At 32.8% G+C, this 17,409-nt stretch carries 14 protein-coding genes; 10 read left to right on the plus strand and 4 right to left on the minus strand.

Annotated features, from left to right (window positions below; genetic code table 11):
• Positions 1–4 precede the first annotated feature (4 nt).
• The 3 genes from ATE84_RS00065 to ATE84_RS00075 all read right to left on the minus strand — a co-directional run bounded on the left by ATE84_RS00065 (position 5) and on the right by ATE84_RS00075 (position 1,986).
• Positions 5–805 (minus strand): ion transporter, encoded by an 801-nt coding sequence (locus tag ATE84_RS00065; protein ID WP_101444789.1) that lies wholly within the window; start codon positions 803–805, stop codon positions 5–7.
• Complete coding sequence (gene speD / locus ATE84_RS00070) at positions 806–1,174, minus strand: adenosylmethionine decarboxylase (protein ID WP_101444790.1); 369 nt, start codon at positions 1,172–1,174, stop codon at positions 806–808.
• Positions 1,175–1,269: 95 nt separating this feature from the next.
• On the minus strand, positions 1,270–1,986 hold the full coding sequence (locus tag ATE84_RS00075; protein WP_101444792.1) for a PspA/IM30 family protein: 717 nt from the start codon (positions 1,984–1,986) through the stop codon (positions 1,270–1,272).
• 737 nt (positions 1,987–2,723) lie between these two features.
• Here ATE84_RS00075 and ATE84_RS00080 point away from each other — a divergent pair.
• The 8 genes from ATE84_RS00080 to ATE84_RS00115 all read left to right on the plus strand — a co-directional run bounded on the left by ATE84_RS00080 (position 2,724) and on the right by ATE84_RS00115 (position 14,990).
• Positions 2,724–3,242 carry an RNA polymerase sigma factor gene (locus ATE84_RS00080; RefSeq protein WP_158237139.1) on the plus strand — a complete coding sequence of 173 codons (519 nt, stop codon included), beginning with the start codon at positions 2,724–2,726 and terminating at the stop codon, positions 3,240–3,242.
• Between the two features lie 72 nt (positions 3,243–3,314).
• A complete protein-coding gene (locus ATE84_RS00085; RefSeq protein WP_101444795.1) occupies positions 3,315–4,271 on the plus strand; it encodes a FecR family protein in 957 nt (318 codons plus the stop codon).
• An 85-nt stretch (positions 4,272–4,356) separates the two neighbouring features.
• Positions 4,357–7,044, plus strand: coding sequence for a TonB-dependent receptor (locus tag ATE84_RS00090; protein ID WP_101444797.1), 2,688 nt, complete (start codon positions 4,357–4,359; stop codon positions 7,042–7,044).
• Positions 7,045–7,048: 4 nt separating this feature from the next.
• Positions 7,049–7,852 carry a DUF4249 family protein gene (locus tag ATE84_RS00095; protein WP_101444798.1) on the plus strand — a complete coding sequence of 268 codons (804 nt, stop codon included), beginning with the start codon at positions 7,049–7,051 and terminating at the stop codon, positions 7,850–7,852.
• A 214-nt stretch (positions 7,853–8,066) separates the two neighbouring features.
• Positions 8,067–8,933, plus strand: a complete 867-nt coding sequence (locus ATE84_RS00100) for a hypothetical protein (RefSeq protein ID WP_101444800.1) — start codon at positions 8,067–8,069, stop codon at positions 8,931–8,933.
• Positions 8,934–9,533: 600 nt separating this feature from the next.
• Complete coding sequence (locus ATE84_RS00105) at positions 9,534–11,753, plus strand: TonB-dependent receptor domain-containing protein (RefSeq protein WP_101444801.1); 2,220 nt, start codon at positions 9,534–9,536, stop codon at positions 11,751–11,753.
• Positions 11,754–11,996: 243 nt separating this feature from the next.
• Positions 11,997–14,165 carry a M3 family metallopeptidase gene (locus ATE84_RS00110; protein WP_101444802.1) on the plus strand — a complete coding sequence of 723 codons (2,169 nt, stop codon included), beginning with the start codon at positions 11,997–11,999 and terminating at the stop codon, positions 14,163–14,165.
• A 66-nt stretch (positions 14,166–14,231) separates the two neighbouring features.
• Positions 14,232–14,990: a HupE/UreJ family protein gene (locus ATE84_RS00115; protein ID WP_101444803.1), complete on the plus strand. Its 759-nt coding sequence runs from the start codon at positions 14,232–14,234 to the stop codon at positions 14,988–14,990.
• A gap of 533 nt (positions 14,991–15,523) precedes the next feature.
• Here the strand turns inward: ATE84_RS00115 and ATE84_RS00120 are convergent.
• Positions 15,524–16,033 carry a hypothetical protein gene (locus tag ATE84_RS00120; protein ID WP_101444804.1) on the minus strand — a complete coding sequence of 170 codons (510 nt, stop codon included), beginning with the start codon at positions 16,031–16,033 and terminating at the stop codon, positions 15,524–15,526.
• A gap of 198 nt (positions 16,034–16,231) precedes the next feature.
• On the opposite strand from ATE84_RS00120, the gene ATE84_RS00125 reads away from it, so the two are divergent.
• Together ATE84_RS00125 and ATE84_RS00130 are read left to right on the plus strand one after the other, a co-directional pair.
• Entirely contained in the window at positions 16,232–16,543 is a 312-nt protein-coding gene (locus tag ATE84_RS00125; RefSeq protein ID WP_101444805.1) for a hypothetical protein, read from the plus strand.
• A gap of 326 nt (positions 16,544–16,869) precedes the next feature.
• Complete coding sequence (locus ATE84_RS00130; protein WP_101444806.1) at positions 16,870–17,400, plus strand: DUF6702 family protein; 531 nt, start codon at positions 16,870–16,872, stop codon at positions 17,398–17,400.
• The last annotated feature ends 9 nt before the right edge of the window (positions 17,401–17,409 follow it).

Here is a 17,409-nt window from a genome sequence, read left to right on the forward strand (position 1 = left end):
TAAATTAGTTTATACTCTTACCACAATGTTTACAAGTTGTTTTATCCTTGTCTTTTTCTAATGAACTTCCAAATCCATTTGCTAAAATACCTGCGGGTAATGCAAATAATCCAACACCCAAAATTGCCATGATCCCTGCCATAAATTTACCTAACCCTGTAATCGGATATACATCACCATAACCCACTGTTGTAAGTGTAGCTACTCCCCACCACATGGTTGCCGGTATACTCGAAAAAGCATCTGGCTGAGCTTCATTTTCAACAAAATACATCAGACTTGATGAGACAACCAACAATGTTAATACGGCAAAAAGTGAAATCACTAGTTCTTCTTTTTTAGACAAGAATACATGACGTATGTGACTGAACGCATTATTATATCTTGATAATTTTAAAATTCTAAATAGTCTAATTAATCGCACTCCTCTAATTACCCTAGCATCTACGGCAACTAACAAAGGAATATAAGCCGGCACTAGTGCTAATAAATCAATGATACTAAAAAAAGAAAATAAATATTTTAGTCTTCCCCTAATAGGTCCTGAATATTCTTCTTTCTCTGTAATTGACCATATTCTGAATATATATTCAATTGTAAAAACACAAATAGAAAACAGTTCTATGAAATCAAATATATCTTGATAGTCTTTTTTTAACCAATTAACAGACTCTAAAACAACGGCTAGAATATTGAAAAAAATTAAATAGACAATAAATAAATCCACTCTTCTACTCCATTTATCATCGGCTTCTCCTTTTTCTAGAATTTCATAAGATCTTTTTTTAATGCTATTGTAATTCATTTAGTTGCTTTCTGCTATATTATTAATCAAACCTCGTTCTACACTTTTGTAAGAATGTCTTTTAGACTTCAGTTTTTCAGCTAATAATTGATAAGACAAAAGATAATCCATATCTGTATTACAAGTAAAAAAATCTACTGCTGCATATCCATATTCTGGCCAAGTATGTATTGCTAAGTGACTTTCGGCTATAACGACAACACCTGTCACTCCTTGGGGTGCAAATTGATGAAATACTGATTTTATGATCGTTGCTCCTGCAACAGTTGCTGCTTCATCCATTGAAACTTCTAAGATATCTAATTTATCAAGAATATCAACAGAACATTCATGGAACTCCATAAGTATATGCAATCCTAGTCCATTCATTATGATTAGTGGGATCTTTTTTTAAGGTTAGTTACTAGTAATCATCATAATATAAAAATCTGTAAACTTTAGGTTTACAGATTTAATTTATCCTTTTAAGCATCCTTTTTATTAGAAGCTATTTTGGCTTTCAGCTCTGCCAAACTATCTGAGATCTTATTTCCAGGATCATCCTTAAGCACATTATCTATCTCATCATCTATAGATTTCCCTTTACTAGCAATACTGCCATACGCATCAGATAATGCTTCTTCTTCTGCTACTTTATCTTTCATTTTCTCTAATAAAGAAATAGTGTTAGAAGAATCAATCTCTGAGATTTGTTTATTTAAATTTTTGGTAGCTGAAGCCACTTTTACTCTAGCCTTTAGTGTTTTCAATTCATTTTCCCAGGAATTAATATTATTCCTCAATTCCTTAACATTCCCTTCTAATTTACTAACATTTTGACTAAATAAAGCCTGTTCTTTTTTGGCTCTTTCTAAATGTCCTTCTGACTCTGTTTTCTTCTGTAAGGCTTGGCTTGCTAGACGATCAGCCTCCTCTGAGGTGATTTTCCCATTTGCCGCTTTCTGGAGTAACAAAACTGCCTTTTTTTCATAATCTAAGGCTCTCTCAGTTTCTGCCGCAATATCATTTTTGGATCTAATTTCTAACGCTTTAACCTCTGCTAAAGCTTTTAAACTATCTTCTAAATCCTTTTTCATATCTCTAATACCCTGTTCTGTCATTTTTATAGGGTCTTCTAATTTATCTACTACTGCATTTGCCTCCGCTTTTCCGAGGGTAAATAATCTCTTGAACAAACTCATATTATATATTTTTATTAATCTGTAGTATATACTCTACGTTATTTTACTTTATTTATATGCAAATATAATACATATTTTGTCTATTGCTAATATTTTTAGCAAAAAAATATAAAACTCAACTTCTTTAAAAGTTTCTATACTGAAAGATTTATCGACAAATGGGCTTTATAAATACTCAACAAAACATCCAGAGGCTTCGACCCCTCATCAAAATGCTATTTTTTTTAGCAATTATTGTTTAAAAAATGTAAAATCATTTCTTTTTAGATTTACCAGAGTATTTATATAACAACAACATCTAGTTTCGATTTCATAATCTTTCAAAACAAAGATAAAAGTTTTTAGAGTATAGTTTAGATGAGTCATAAATATAGAATTCTTCCCATTTAGATGAACCAGAATATTTACATAAGCGCAACAATTGGTCTTGATCTCCATTTAAAAAAAAGCCTCACATTTATATGAATTTTTTCTTTGTGCCGGAAACAAGACTCCATCCAATAATGAGGCTAAATCAACCAGAACTTGACTCTCTACATGAAAGTATCTTCTGTATTATTCGTCTTGCAGTTGTCCGTATTCACCAACAAAACAGTACTTTTTGATAAAGCCCCGTTTTTTGATATATTAGTCTATTTTGATTCTTTTCTTGGTATACTTAAAATAAAGAGCAAATGCAACAGTAAAGAATCTTAAGCGTTTTTATTTAACTTAGCCATCTACTGTTACTTAACTATTTGAATAAAAAAATTACATCGAACTCTATCAAAGAGGCCAAATTCTCCAATTTGTTTGATAAACACTATAACAGATTGTACAATTATGCCCTCAAAGTTTTAAAAGAAACTGACCTTTCTGAGGAGTTGGTTCAAGAAACATTTATCAAACTTTGGGAAAACTTTGAAAACATCAAGAAGTCTGAGCGTTCTATAGAATCATTTTTAATTACAACACTCAAAAATAAAATTATAGATGATTATAGAAAAAAACAAACTAGAGAAAAGCATACTAATTTATACACATTAAATACCAGTATTGAAACTCAGATTGACAAACAATGGGAATTAGTACAACGTATTGAAGATATTTATACGACTCTTGAACAAAAAACAACAGATATTTTCAAGCTATCAAGAGATAAAGGTTTGACCTACAAAGAAATTTCTAAACAAAAAGGAGTTTCTGTAAAAACCGTAGAACTCCATATATCAAAGGCTTTAACAGCATTCAAAAATGGCTTAAAGGACTACTTTTAAGAAAAGAAGTGGGTTTTCAATAGGGTAACACTACTTGACAAACGTCTTTTAAGTAGTTAACACCTTTTGGGTATGGAACATTTTAAAATTACAGAAACAGAACTTTGGGAATATATCTCCAAAACTGCTGACAATATAACGATTCAAAAAGTAGAAAAATGGATGGATTCTGCAGATTTTGATGAAGCCTTATTTATCAAAATAAGGACCATCTATAATCATACTTCTGAACAAAATCCTTCTGTCGAACACGCTAAAAAACGTTTCTTTAATACGGTCAAACCAAAAACAGTGGTTTGGAAAGACATGCTTAAGTACGCAGCCATATTGATCGTAATAATTTCTGGAACATATTTCTACAATACGATATCCTCGAATAAGAATCAAATAGTTGTCCAGACAACTTTTGGTGAACAAAGGAGCATTGAACTATCAGATGGCTCCAAAGTCTGGTTAAATGCTTCAAGTAGATTATCCTATGATGTAGAAACCCCAAGAAATTTATACCTAGAAGGAGAAGGTTTTTTTGAAGTTGCAAAAGATACATTGCACCCTTTTACAGTAACTACACCAGATCATATTACGGTCACAGCTTTAGGTACCAGTTTTAATGTCAAATCGTATATAGATAGCTCAATTACAGAAACAAAATTAATTACAGGTAAAGTAAAAGTTACTTCTGATACACAATTTAAAGAAAGCGTAGTCATGATTCCTGATGATAAAGTAACTTTTTACAAGAATACCAAAAAAGTGGTAAAATCTAAAATGGATTTTAATGAGTCCAAAATTGCTTGGAAAGAAGGAAAAATACAATTCGACAACAAAACCTTCAGAGAAATAGCCATCGATTTAAAAGCGCATTTTGGTAAACAAATCCGCTTTAAAAATGAAGACATCGCAGCTTCTAAATTTACAGGCTCTTTTGATAATAATACTCCAATAGATGAGATTTTTGAAATACTTAAAATTTCAAAAGACTTTACATATACACTAAATACAAAAACTAATGAGTGGATAATAAAATAAAAAGTGGGAAAACTGCCATTTTCCCACTATAAATGTTAAAAAATTCTAATCGCGAAATCAGTATAAATTAACAATATTCAAATTTATGAAAATAAACCTTTTTGAGGTCATGACGTGGCCAAAAATTAGTTATGGAAAAACTATTTTTCTAATGAAATTATCTTTCTTTTTTTATTTAGTTTTTTGTTTTCAACTCTTTGCATTCAATGGATTTTCTCAGAACAGCGTTACGCTAGCCGAAGAAAATAGTCCATTAAAATCAATTATACACAAAATTGAAGAACAGACATCCTACAATTTTATTCTAAATAATGATGTGATCGATGTTGATCAAAACTTTAGCATTAAAGTTATAGAAAAAGATCTGACGGAAACAATTGCATTGCTTTTTAAGAATTCTACCATTTCTTATAAAATCAAAAAAAATCATATCATCCTTTCTAAAAACAAAAACGATGATTTTACTATTAGTGGGATCGTTACAGACGCAAGTACTGGCGAAACACTTTTGGGTGCCAGTATTATTGTTAAAAATCTTAGCAAAGGGGTATTTACTAATGAATATGGCTTTTATTCTATAACCTTACCAAAAGGAGATTATGTTTTTGAAATTTCGTATTTAGGCTATTTGACTAAAGAGATCAACGTTCAATTACAAAATAATATGAACGTAAAGATAGAACTACAACCATCTTCAAGTATGTTAGATGAAGTCATCATAGTATCTAATCAGCATACTACAAGTCAGGTAAAATCAATTCTTGGGGGAACTTCGAATCTAACAGCCGAAGGGATAAAAAAACTACCTTCTCTTTTGGGCGAGCCAGATATTAACAGAGCGATACTAACTCAAACAGGGATTAGCAGCATTGGCGAAGGAACCAGTGGTTTTAATGTAAGAGGTGGTAATATCGATCAAAATTTAATTCTACTAGACGAAGCCCCTTTGTATAATACCTCTCATTTATTTGGATTGTTTTCTATTTTTAATGCTGACGCTGTCAAGATCATAAAACTATATAAAGGCGAAATCCCAGCACGTTTTGGAGGTAGAGCATCATCAGTATTAGAAATTCGACAAAAAAATGGAAACTCAAAAAGACTTAAGGGAGAAGGAGGGTTAGGATTATTATTTTCTAAACTCACTATAGAAGGGCCTATTCTAAAAGATAAAATAAGCTTCTTAGCTTCTGGCAGACGATCTTATTTTGATGTGTTTTTCCCATTGTTTCCAGGTAATGAAGCTGTTGACAAATTCCATTTTTATGACCTGAACACCAAACTAACTTGGAACATCAATAAAAAAAATAGACTTTATGCCTCAGGGATTTTTGCCGCAGATGTCATACAACTTAATCAAGATGATACAGGAGAAGGGGGATTTGATTCTGATTTAGATCTTGGATGGACAGATACTACCGCTACCTTACGATGGAATCACATCTTTTCTAATAAATTATTTACCAATATCACGGGTATTTATAGCAATTATAAGTTTAATCTAGGAATAAAAGAAGATATTGAAGGTGAAGAAGATATTGAAGAAACCGTTGGTAGATCAATCGAAAATTGGCTTTTTAAGCCTGATTTTACCTATTATTCAAATCCTACTACAACAATGAGATTTGGTCTTTCTGGTAATTTATATCAGTTTATTCCCAAACAAAGTTCTGACATAAGAGAAGAGCTTGTTGACAAAGAAAAAGCACTAGAGCTAGCAGCGTATTATAGCGTTAAAAAACAATGGGATAAATTATCGGTACAGACGGGTTTACGATACTCTTGGTTTGCAAATTTTGGAGAAGAAAACATTGCTATCTATGACCCTAATCTTCCACAAACACAAAACTCAATTATAGGAAATAAAAATGTTAAGAATAACGAAATATCAAAAAGCTATTTTGGGCTAGAACCACGTATCTCCTTAAAATATGATCTCAATGATCGAAAAGCTTTCAAAATGGGATACAATAGAATGTTTCAATACATCCATTCCATATCCAGCCAAAATATAGCTTTACCTAACGATATCTGGAAACCGTCTGGAGAGCACATTGCACCCTTAGAAGTGAATCAATTTTCTGCTGGATATGCATATGACACCAAGGATCAAGGTTATAATTTTTCAATAGAAGGATACTACAAAACATTTGACAACATTGTAGTGTATAAAAATGGAGCCCGATTAGGAGTCCTTGATAACTTAGAAACAGAATTGGTACCTGCCAAAGGTTTTTCCTATGGATTAGAATTGGCAGTTCATAAAAATAAAGGGAAATTAACTGGAAATATAAACTACACCTATTCTGTATCCAAACGGAAAACAAAAAGTGATTTCTATTCAGAACAGATTAATAGCAGTACATATTTTCCTTCGAATTTTGACAGGCCACATATATTTAATAGTACTGTGAATTACAAACTATCTAAAAAGTGGGAAATGGGAGTCTTCTTCACCTTTCAAACAGGAAGACCTATCACGCAGCCAAATGGTAGATTTACTTTTGATGGAGATTCATTTATTACATATTCGGATAGAAATGCATTTAGAATTCCAAACACACATAGAGCCGACATTTCGTTTACGTATACCCCCACAGATAACCCTAAAACAAACTGGAAAGGAAGTTGGAATTTCGGCGTATACAATGTATACGGACGTAAAAATGCGTTTTCGGTTAATTCTGTTTTTAAGAACAATACATTAAAAACGTCCCAGATTTCTTTTATTGCGGCGCCAATTCCATTCATATCTTATAATTTTAAATTTTAGATCCATGAAAAAACTATATATATACATCACACTAGTTTTATTAAGTATTCTAACAAGTTGTGTTGAAGATATCAATCCAGATTTTGAGTTTGAAGAACAAGTATTTATTTCTGGATTGCTTACCAGCGAAGAGGATTATGTTTCGGTTCAAATTCAAAAAACCACTCCTGTAACTGATACCACTTTTAGTGCTATAAATGATGTACAAGTATCATTGTTTACCAAAAATGTATCCAATACCGCATCACTAGTTTCGGATTCGTTTACCATAGATAATGGAAATTACAGGACTTCAGAGATGATTACTCCCATTATTGGAAACACCTATTGGATAGAAGTTATGTTACAAGATCAAACTGTGATTAAATCAGAAGAAGAAATTTTGAAACCGTCTATACCTATTATAGATATGGTAAAAAACGGTAACACAGTTCGAGTTACTTTTAAAGGCCCAATCGAAGAACAAAATTTCTACCTAATTCGCATAGAAGTTTTTAAAGGCGACATGTCAATTTCTGATGAATATGGCGTATTCAATGATAGAATTGTGAATGAAGTAGAAGAAAAAATTCTTGATATTGGCAATATAAAGACTGGTGAAACAGTACGAGTTAGTCTCCATAATATTAACTTTACTACGTTTCAGTTTTATGCCAATGTACTTAGGAACCAAGGTGATGAACCTGGATTCTCCTCTCTATTTCCACCTATAAATATTGTTGGTAATATTACCAACACAATCACTAATGAATTGATCCTAGGTAATTTTGGTATCGCAGGATTTAGTACCATGACTATGGATTTCTGAACTAAGGTCTTTTATTTTTTTCTAAAATGAAAAAATAGCAAACCATACATATGCACTTTTTATAAACTAGTTGAGGTACTAAACTACCCTGACCTTATCCGTTCATTTTTAACAATTCGTGAGTTCTGAAATACAACTCACTACTAATAAAGGGATTACTTTGATTGAGGTATAGCCCATTAAATTAATATAAACAATTTAAAATCAAATTATTATGAAGCATTATCACATGTACACAACAGTTCTTATTTTATCCTTATTTCTTATTGGCTGTAGCTCTGATGATAGTCCCGTTATTAACGAACCTATTGAAATATCGAAGGAAATTAAAAGTTTAATTTATTTCAGAGGAGACGAAAAAGCTCCTACAGTTCTAATTAATGCGCAAGCTGGACCTAGTACAGCACTCGATCAAGAGATAATAGATTTTTTTGTTGATGATTTTAATACCGCCGGTATTTTAACTGTAAATGTACACCAAGCACAAACGTTAACCCCTAGTATAGTTAATGACAATGATATAACATTAGAGCAAGCGGTTAATTTTAATGCAGAAAGTATAGAAACACTTGCCAAAGTGATTACTTATTTTAAGGATCAAGGCAGAACAGTTTATGTTTTAGGGCTTTCATTTGGTGCGTTTGTAACACAAGGTCTTATTGCCAAAAAAGGAATAGATATTGCTGATAAATATCTAATTATTTCGGGTAGATTAGATATGAATGACGTTATGTGGCAAGGGTTAGCTGAAGGAAAGGAAGGATATTTTGAAAACGGGGTTACTCCCATATTAGATTCAGAGCCACTAGCGAATGCAAAAAATAGAAATCTTCAAAGACTATCTTCTGGATTCGGAAAGAATAGATACACGAAACTTCTTAATACTATTGAGGATTTATCTAGCGTAACTTACATTTATGGAGCAACAGATATAGCTGTTGGTGGTCTTACCGCCGATGAAGTTTTGTTTTTGGAGTCTAAAAACGCTAATATCCTTGCTGGAGATGGGGGTCATGATGAGCCTTTTGTTGGTTTTCTTGAACAAGGTCTTAATGAGGCATTTGGAATACAATTGCAATAACTAATACTGTTAGTATTCAAATCGAAACAAACTAGCATCGCTTACTGGCTACGCTCATCACAAAATGATACTTTTTTGGTGCTTTTTTATAAAATTGTAGCGTTTTCCAAAAAAATAAAATAGTCCTAGATAAAAATAATCTTCTGAAATTCTGAAGGTTATTTTTAGTAGCGTGAACAAGGTTAACTCCTTCACTACTTTTCGTCGTTGGACCTTAAAAGGGGAGTTTGCACAAAGAAAACCATGATGCAAGGCATCAGATTTTCGGGTATAAAAAAACCAGTTGTTTTCACAACTGGTTTTTTTAGTAGCACCCGAGCGACATCTTATCGAACTTTTAGATTATTCATTCTAAATTAATCCTCTCAAAACCAATGGATTTACAAAAATTATGTAAAACAGATTTTTTTGCTTTTTTACTAACAAATTTATTTAATCAAATCTTCCAATCCTAAATTGTCCTATCTATTGGGAGGAGGTCACACCTTGATCTAAGGAACAAGAATTTTAGATAACATTCAAAATTAACATTAAATTTTCTTATTGCAATATTGTTGCATTAAATGTTTTTTTTTAAATTCGTCCCCTAAATAATCATAAATGAAGTTACTTTTCTTTACCATTTCACTATTGCTGCTAAGTAGTTCAATATATGCTCAAGTCCTAATCGGTACTGTGGTAAATCAAAATCAACTAGCAATTAAAGAAGCCAACATCTTAAACAAAACAACAAATGAGCACAATCATACGAATGCCCATGGTAGTTTTAGTTTAAAAAATGTCTCCATCGGGGACATTCTAAAGTTTTCACGTTTGGGGTATCAAAGTGAAGAAGTAATAGTCAAAGATCTAAGCACATCTTTGATTATTGTATTGTATCCACAATCTATCAATCTTGATGAAATAATTATTACTTCAAAAGTCAATACGCTTCAATTAATTACAGATGTAGATATACAAACCAACCCAGTAAATTCTTCCCAAGATATTTTGAGAAAAGTTCCTGGATTATTTATAGGACAACATGCGGGAGGGGGAAAAGCAGAACAAATCTTTTTACGTGGTTTTGATATTGATCATGGTACTGATATTAACCTAACTGTTGATGGACTTCCAGTAAATATGGTATCCCATGCCCACGGACAAGGATATGCTGATTTACACTTCGTAATTCCTGAAACTATAGATAAAGTAGATTTTGGGAAAGGGGTATATTATGAGGATAAGGGTAACTTTGCAACCGCTGGTTATGTAGACTTTAAAACCAAAGAAAACCTGAATACGAGTATGATCAAACTAGAGGCAGGGCAGTTTGACACATATCGCTTTTTGGGGATGTTTAATATTATGAATACTGCACAACACAATGCTTATGTAGCATCAGAATATTTATCTACTGATAGTTTCTTTGACAGTCCGCAAAACTTTAATCGGATTAACATTTTGGGAAAATATACAGGTTTTATTACTGATAGCGATAAGCTTGGTGTTACTGTATCTAACTTTAGCAGTAAATGGGATGCTTCAGGACAAATACCACAGCGAGCAGTCGATAGTGGTTTGATTTCGCGATTTGGCGCTATTGATGATACAGAAGGAGGCAATACGTCAAGGACTAATTTTTTAGTAAACTATGATAAGATTATTAATAAAAATTCAACTTTAAAAAATAGTGTTTATTGGAGTGCCTATGATTTTGAACTCTATTCTAACTTTACTTTTTTATTAGAGGATCCTATCAATGGAGATCAGATTAGACAAAAGGAAGGTAGAACAATTTTTGGATTGAATAGTGAATACCAAAAAGCATTTTCTGGTAATAAAGTGGAAGGAACTTGGCAAGCAGGGATTAGTCTTAGGAATGATCAAAGTAAGGACAATCAATTGTCTCGTTCTCGCAACAGAATAGAAACCTTAGAACAGATTCAGTTTGGAGATATTAACGAAACCAATTTTGGAGCTTACCTTGGGGCAAACATTCACCTGAATAAGTGGACATTCAACCCTTCTATACGGGTGGATTATTTTGATTTTCAGTATAATAATGCGTTATTAGGACTTTATAAAACTCAGGAAGAGACAGAAGCTGCCATTAGCCCTAAATTGAATATTTTTTATAATGCTTCAAATGAATTACAGGTGTACGCAAAAGCCGGAAAAGGCTTTCACTCTAATGATACGAGGGTTGTAGTTGCCCGTGGAGGCGAAACTATATTACCATCAGCTTTAGGAACTGATATAGGATTTGTTTGGAAGCCCACTTCTAAGATGCTTTTCAATCTTGCTTATTGGTATTTATATTTAGAACAAGAATTTGTTTATGTAGGGGACGCAGGGATCGTAGAACCCAGTGGTGAAACGAGACGTCAAGGAATCGATCTAAGTTACCGATACCAGATTTTCCCTTGGTTGTTTTGTAATTTAGATGCCAATTATACACATGCTAGATCTATTGATGAGCCTTCAGATGCGGATTACATCCCCTTAGCAGCAGATTTTACTTTGATGGGTGGATTTAATGTTCTGCATAAATCAGGTTTTTTTGGGAGTGTCAATGTTCAGCATCTAAATGATCGTCCTGCCAATGAGGATAATAGTATTGTAGCAGAAGGATATACTATCACAAATTTAAATGTAGGGTATAAATGGAAAAAAATGAGTTTGAGTATTCAAATACAAAACCTATTTGATCAAGATTGGAACGAAACTCAGTTCGCTACTGAATCGCGTTTGACTGGCGAACCTCAATCTGTTGAAGAAATCCATTTTACCCCGGGGACACCTTTCTTTTTGAAAACAACAGTGCAGTATAATTTTTAAAAAGAATTCTGAAACTGATAAAATGAACTCAATAAAGCCCCTATTTTATAACTATATGTTTTGCTATAGAGAGCGGTTATAAATATAGTATTTAATATGATCCTAACCCTAAGAACAAGTTGTATTATTAAACAGTTAAAAGAAACTAGTTTAAGAAAGTTTTCAAGCGAACTGTTAAAATTTCTTAGTTTCAACTATCTAATTAAAACAACTTTATTTATAAAATCATAAATAAAACCAAGAATGAAAAAACTTCTTTTTATTATTACACTAGCGCTTTTTAGTGCTTGTAAAACTGAAACAGACAAAACTAAAACGGAAGTATCACAAGTATCAGACAACCCATTTTATCAAGAATGGGATACCTCATTTGGGGTACCACCTTTTAATAAAATTAAGGATGAGCATTACATGCCAGCGTTTAAAAAAGGTATGGAAGAAAACCTTGCCGAGATTGATGTAATCGTAAATAATTCTGAAGCGCCTACGGTTGCCAATACGCTTGAAGAATTAGAAAGAACTGGAAAGTTATTTACCAAAGTGCAACGTGTTTTTTATAATTTAACAGGTTCAAATACTAACCAAAAATTACAAGAATTACAACGTGAATTAAGTCCACTAATTTCTGCTCACTACGACAAAATAAAGCTAAATAAAGAGCTTTTCAAAAGAGTTGAAACAATTTATAAAGAGCGTGAGAACCTTAACCTAAGTAACGAACAACGTAAACTTTTAGAAAATACACGTAAGTCATTTGTTCGTAGTGGTGCATTGTTGGATAAAGAACAAAAAGCTAAAATTACAGAAATCAATTCTAAAATTTCTGAGCTCAAAACCGCATTTGGTCAAAATCTATTAGCTGAAACCAATAGTTTTGAACTTATTTTGGACAAAGACCACTTAGATGGCCTATCAGATGGTATTATAGCGGCGGCGGCAGAAACAGCTACACAAAAAATGGAGAAAGCCAAAACTGACGAAGAGAAAGTAAAATACAAAGACAAATATGTATTTACGCCGCATCGTAGCAGTATGTATCCATTCCTAACCGAATCCAACCGACGCGACTTACGTGAGCAATTATACACAGCTTATACACAACGTGGTGATAATGATAATCAAACAGATAATAAAAAGGTCGCTGCAAAAATAGCAAAACTGCGTGCAGAGCGTGCTCAACTAATGGGTTACGAAACTCACGCGCATTTTGTGTTAGAAGAACGTATGCTAAAAACACCAGCAGAAGTTTATGATTTATTAATGCAGTTATGGAAACCTGCATTGGAAAGAGCCAAAGTAGAAGTTGCCGATATGCAGGCAGTTGTAGATAAAGAAGGCCACGATTTTAAAATAGCGGCTTGGGACTGGTGGCAGTATTCTGAGAAAGTTCGAAAAGCTAAATATGATTTAGATGAAGCGGCATTGAAACCGTACTTATCATTAGATAATGTGCTTAACGGTGTATTTGCAACCACAAACAAATTATGGGGCTTAACATATACAGAGTTATTCGATATTAATGTTTATCATCCAGATGCACGTGTTTGGGAAGTAAAAGATAAAGATGGTAGCCACCTAGGGATTTTTATTGGTGATTATTTCACTCGTTCTAACAAACGTGGCGGAGCATGGATGAATAGTTTTAAAGGACAATCAAATCTTGATGGCAAAGAACGCCCAATCGTAGTAAATGTATGTAATTTCCCTGCTCCTGTTGGCGATGATCCGGCGTTACTCAGTTTTGAAAACGTCACTACCTTATTTCATGAATTTGGTCATGCTATGCATGGTATTTTAACTAATGTTACCTACGGTAGTATGGCAGGTACATCTGGACCTCGTGATTTTACCGAGTTTCCAGCACAAATTCTTGAACATTGGGCAAGCGAGCCCGAAATCCTGAAATCATTCGCAACTCACTATAAAACAGGCGAAGTTATTCCTGACGAGTTAATCGACAAATTACTAAAAACCTCTAAGTTTAATCAAGGTTTTGCAAATACCGAATATCTGGCAGCATCATTACTGGATATGGATTGGCACACCATTAAAGCAGAGGAAGATGTTAAAGATGCAGATGCTTTTGAAGAAGCTTCTCTAGCTAAAATTGGCTTGATTAACGAAATAGCACCTCGTTATCGTAGCACCTACTTTGCACATATCTTTGCAGGTGGATATGCTTCTGGATACTATAGTTATGTTCACTCTGCTGTACTTGACTCAGACGGTTTTGAAGCATTTAAAGAAGCAGGAAATGTATTTGACCCAGAACTTGCTGCAAAGTTGAGAACTTATGTTTATCAAAAAGGCTCAACTGAAGAAGCAATGGAACTTTATAAACAATTCCGTGGACGTCAACCCAAAATAGACGCCTTACTGAAAGTAAGAGGGTTAGACGGTTCAACTGACTAACTCAGCTAAAACAATTTGAGAAGCGGTGCGGAAAACCGAGCCGCTTTTGTTTAAAATATCCCTGTTATGCTTATGAGATTTCTTAAAACTCTTATTTTCTGCGCCTTCTTGTGTTCTAGTTCTGTAGTTTTCTCTCACCCTGAAGACGAACTTGTTATATTAGAAATCGAACTGGGGGAACTTGACTTCCTAGATAAGGGAATAACTGCCGAATATGAATTAATAGCAGCCATAAAACGTCAGCGTATGCGTAAACTGGAGGCCATGCCTTGGCAAGAAAAATTTTTGTTATTTATTAAGGCAGGTGTTGAGCACATCATCCCAAAAGGTTTAGATCATATTCTTTTTGTATTAGGGTTATTTTTTTCCAGCCTTATTTTAGGACGCTTGCTTTGGCAGGTAACCGCTTTTACCCTTGCTCACACAATCACCTTAGCCCTGGCTGCATTTGGTTTTGTACAGGCTCCAATCGATATAGTCGAACCTCTTATTGCGCTGTCTATCGTTTGGGTAGCAGTCGAAAATTGTGTATTTAAACAAACAAACAAATGGAGACCTTTCATCGTATTCAGCTTCGGCTTACTACACGGCTTAGGCTTTGCGACTGTGTTAAGTGAATATGGATTACCTAAAAACAATTTTATTCCTTCGTTACTAGCATTCAATATCGGTGTAGAAATTGGTCAGTTGCTGGTATTAGTTACCGCTTCCGCATTAGTATGGTTTATTCGACACAAGAGCTGGTATCGTCGGCGGATACAAATTCCAGCATCTCTAATGATTGCCTTGGTTGGCCTATTTTGGTTTATCGAAAGAGTACTTTAAGTGCAAATTTGGAACTTCAGAAACGAATTTATTGTAACTGATTCGCATTTAATTGATTCAAGTTTCCGAAAAATAAGGGTAAAATGGATTTGTATTTTTAAGGTGCAAACCTTAACAACAGCCCGAAATACGCTAAGACAAAGTTATAGCAATATACTGTTTGGTCGATGACCTACTGAAAGAAATGAATTATAAAGGGTACAAGAATTATTATTATCCTGATTAGTAAGTAATTGCCACAACTCTGGTTTCTACCTTGTATTTTGGAATAACCAAACCTTGGCTCTCAACTATACCGAGTTATATTTTTGATTCAGTGATCCACAATAGCTATAAATATTTAACTATCAAGTCTATATAAAAACAAAAGGAAGTAATCTTGTCATTAGATCACTACAGAACTTATTAAACACAGTAAAGATAAAAAGTACGATATCTCAAAAAGATCACCAAAATCAATGTTTTACAACTTAAAAAGCCAAATTGAACTCTAGGGAACGATTTGGCTTTTCTATAGTTTATAGATGCCTTTTTTATTTTTTATCTGAATTTTCTTCAGTTGCTTTCTCTTGATCTTCTTTCATCATTTTTTGATCTTCTTCAGTAATCCGTTTGTGCTCTCCCGCTATACCTTCATGCTCTTTCTCCATATTTTCGTGCTCTACTTTCATAGATTCATGCTCTGAAGTCATTTGTTCCAATGTAAGCTCTCCTGAAGCATGTTTTGTTTCTAACGCTGCATGATTTTCTATCAAAACCTTATGATTTTCAATAAGTTCGCTATGTTTGGACAATAATGCTAAATGATTTTTTTCGGTTACCATATGAATAGAATCATTCTCGATAGCTTTATGTGCATCTGCCATTTGTTGATGATCATCTTTCATACTGTTATGTTCTTGAGCCATTGCTTCATGAGAAGTTTCCATTTCTTTATGTTTTTCTACCATGGCTTTGTGCTCTGGAGCTTCAGCTGGGTTTTGCTTACAAGAAACAAAGAAAAAGACTACTGCAATTACCGTTAATTTACTAAGTGTTTTCATGATTAATGTATTTACTATTCAAAGATATTAAACTCTTTTATTGATAAAATATTTGCTCTAATATTAATTATTTCAATTTCATTTAAAAACATTTCCAATGTTAAACAAATATGTAATTTTCTCTTAATTTTTGCTGAAAATCACTCCTTGTAAACATATTTAAGATTGGAGTACCGTATTAATTCCTATATTTAAAGCGTGAGAACAGATATCTGGAAAAATATTATCTCTTTCTTTTTTGTCTCCACTTTTCTATTTCTTAGAATTGTTGATGTTCATGCTTTTTCTCACTTCTCTGATGATGATCAAGTACATTGTGAATTATGTGAAATCATTACGGCATCTAATAAACTTACGCCTTTTACTGGTAGTGCATTTGTCGAGGTAGAACAAAAATCTATCATAGATTTTCCTGAATACAAAACCAATTTTTGTTACGAAACATCACAATACAGTATTACACTACCTAAAAGCATCTATAACAAACCTCCACCCACATTTTTAATTTAGAGCTGTACTTTTTTATTAGTGTTTTTACTTTTGTTAGTAAAAAACATAATTTGTATATATGATCATATATAAGCATGTGAAATTGTAGAAAAATACAATTACTCTTTCCTCTATTTTCTAATGCCACAAATTTTAATCACTTATAAAAGCTTTCCGAAATTTTCGGATAACGCTTAAGTACATATCAAATAAACCATTTTATAAACAAATTAATTCAAAAAATCTGTATTTGTTTACACCTTGGAAAAAATAACTCCTTACATACTGGAGACAACTATAAAAAGGTTAGCAAAACAGATACCCTGTAAATAAAAAAATACGCTAAAATGAAGCCGGAAATAAAATTATATAAGATATTGTTGCTATTAAGTGTCCTGTTTTTTTCTACATCTTTTAGAAATGCGCATCCCATTAAATTAACCTCATCTCTAATTGAATACCATCCTAAAACTACTAGTTTAAGAATAGAATGCAGAGTTTTTATTGATGATTTTACGTATAGTATAAACAATACATTCACCAAAAACATTAATCTTTCAAACCTAACAAAAGAAGATAAGAAGGGAATTGAAGATTATTTTGAAAAATACTATTCGATAACCATTAATGATCAAAAATTTCCTCTAAAATATAAAGATTCTAAGGTTCTGGAAGAGCACAATGTATTTATTCTCAAGTTTTCACAAGATGTTTTACCTATAAAAAAAGGAGATCAATTTTGTATAGAAAACACGCTATTTTTTGAAGAGTTCACGTTTATGCAAACCAATATGATTACGGTACGCATACCTCCTTTTATTACTGAAAATTACTTTGAAGCGACATTTAATGACCATTCTTTACCAATTGATTTATAAAATATATAC

Origin of the sequence: Aquimarina sp. MAR_2010_214, from assembly GCF_002846555.1 — a bacterium.
GTDB lineage: Bacteria > Bacteroidota > Bacteroidia > Flavobacteriales > Flavobacteriaceae > Aquimarina.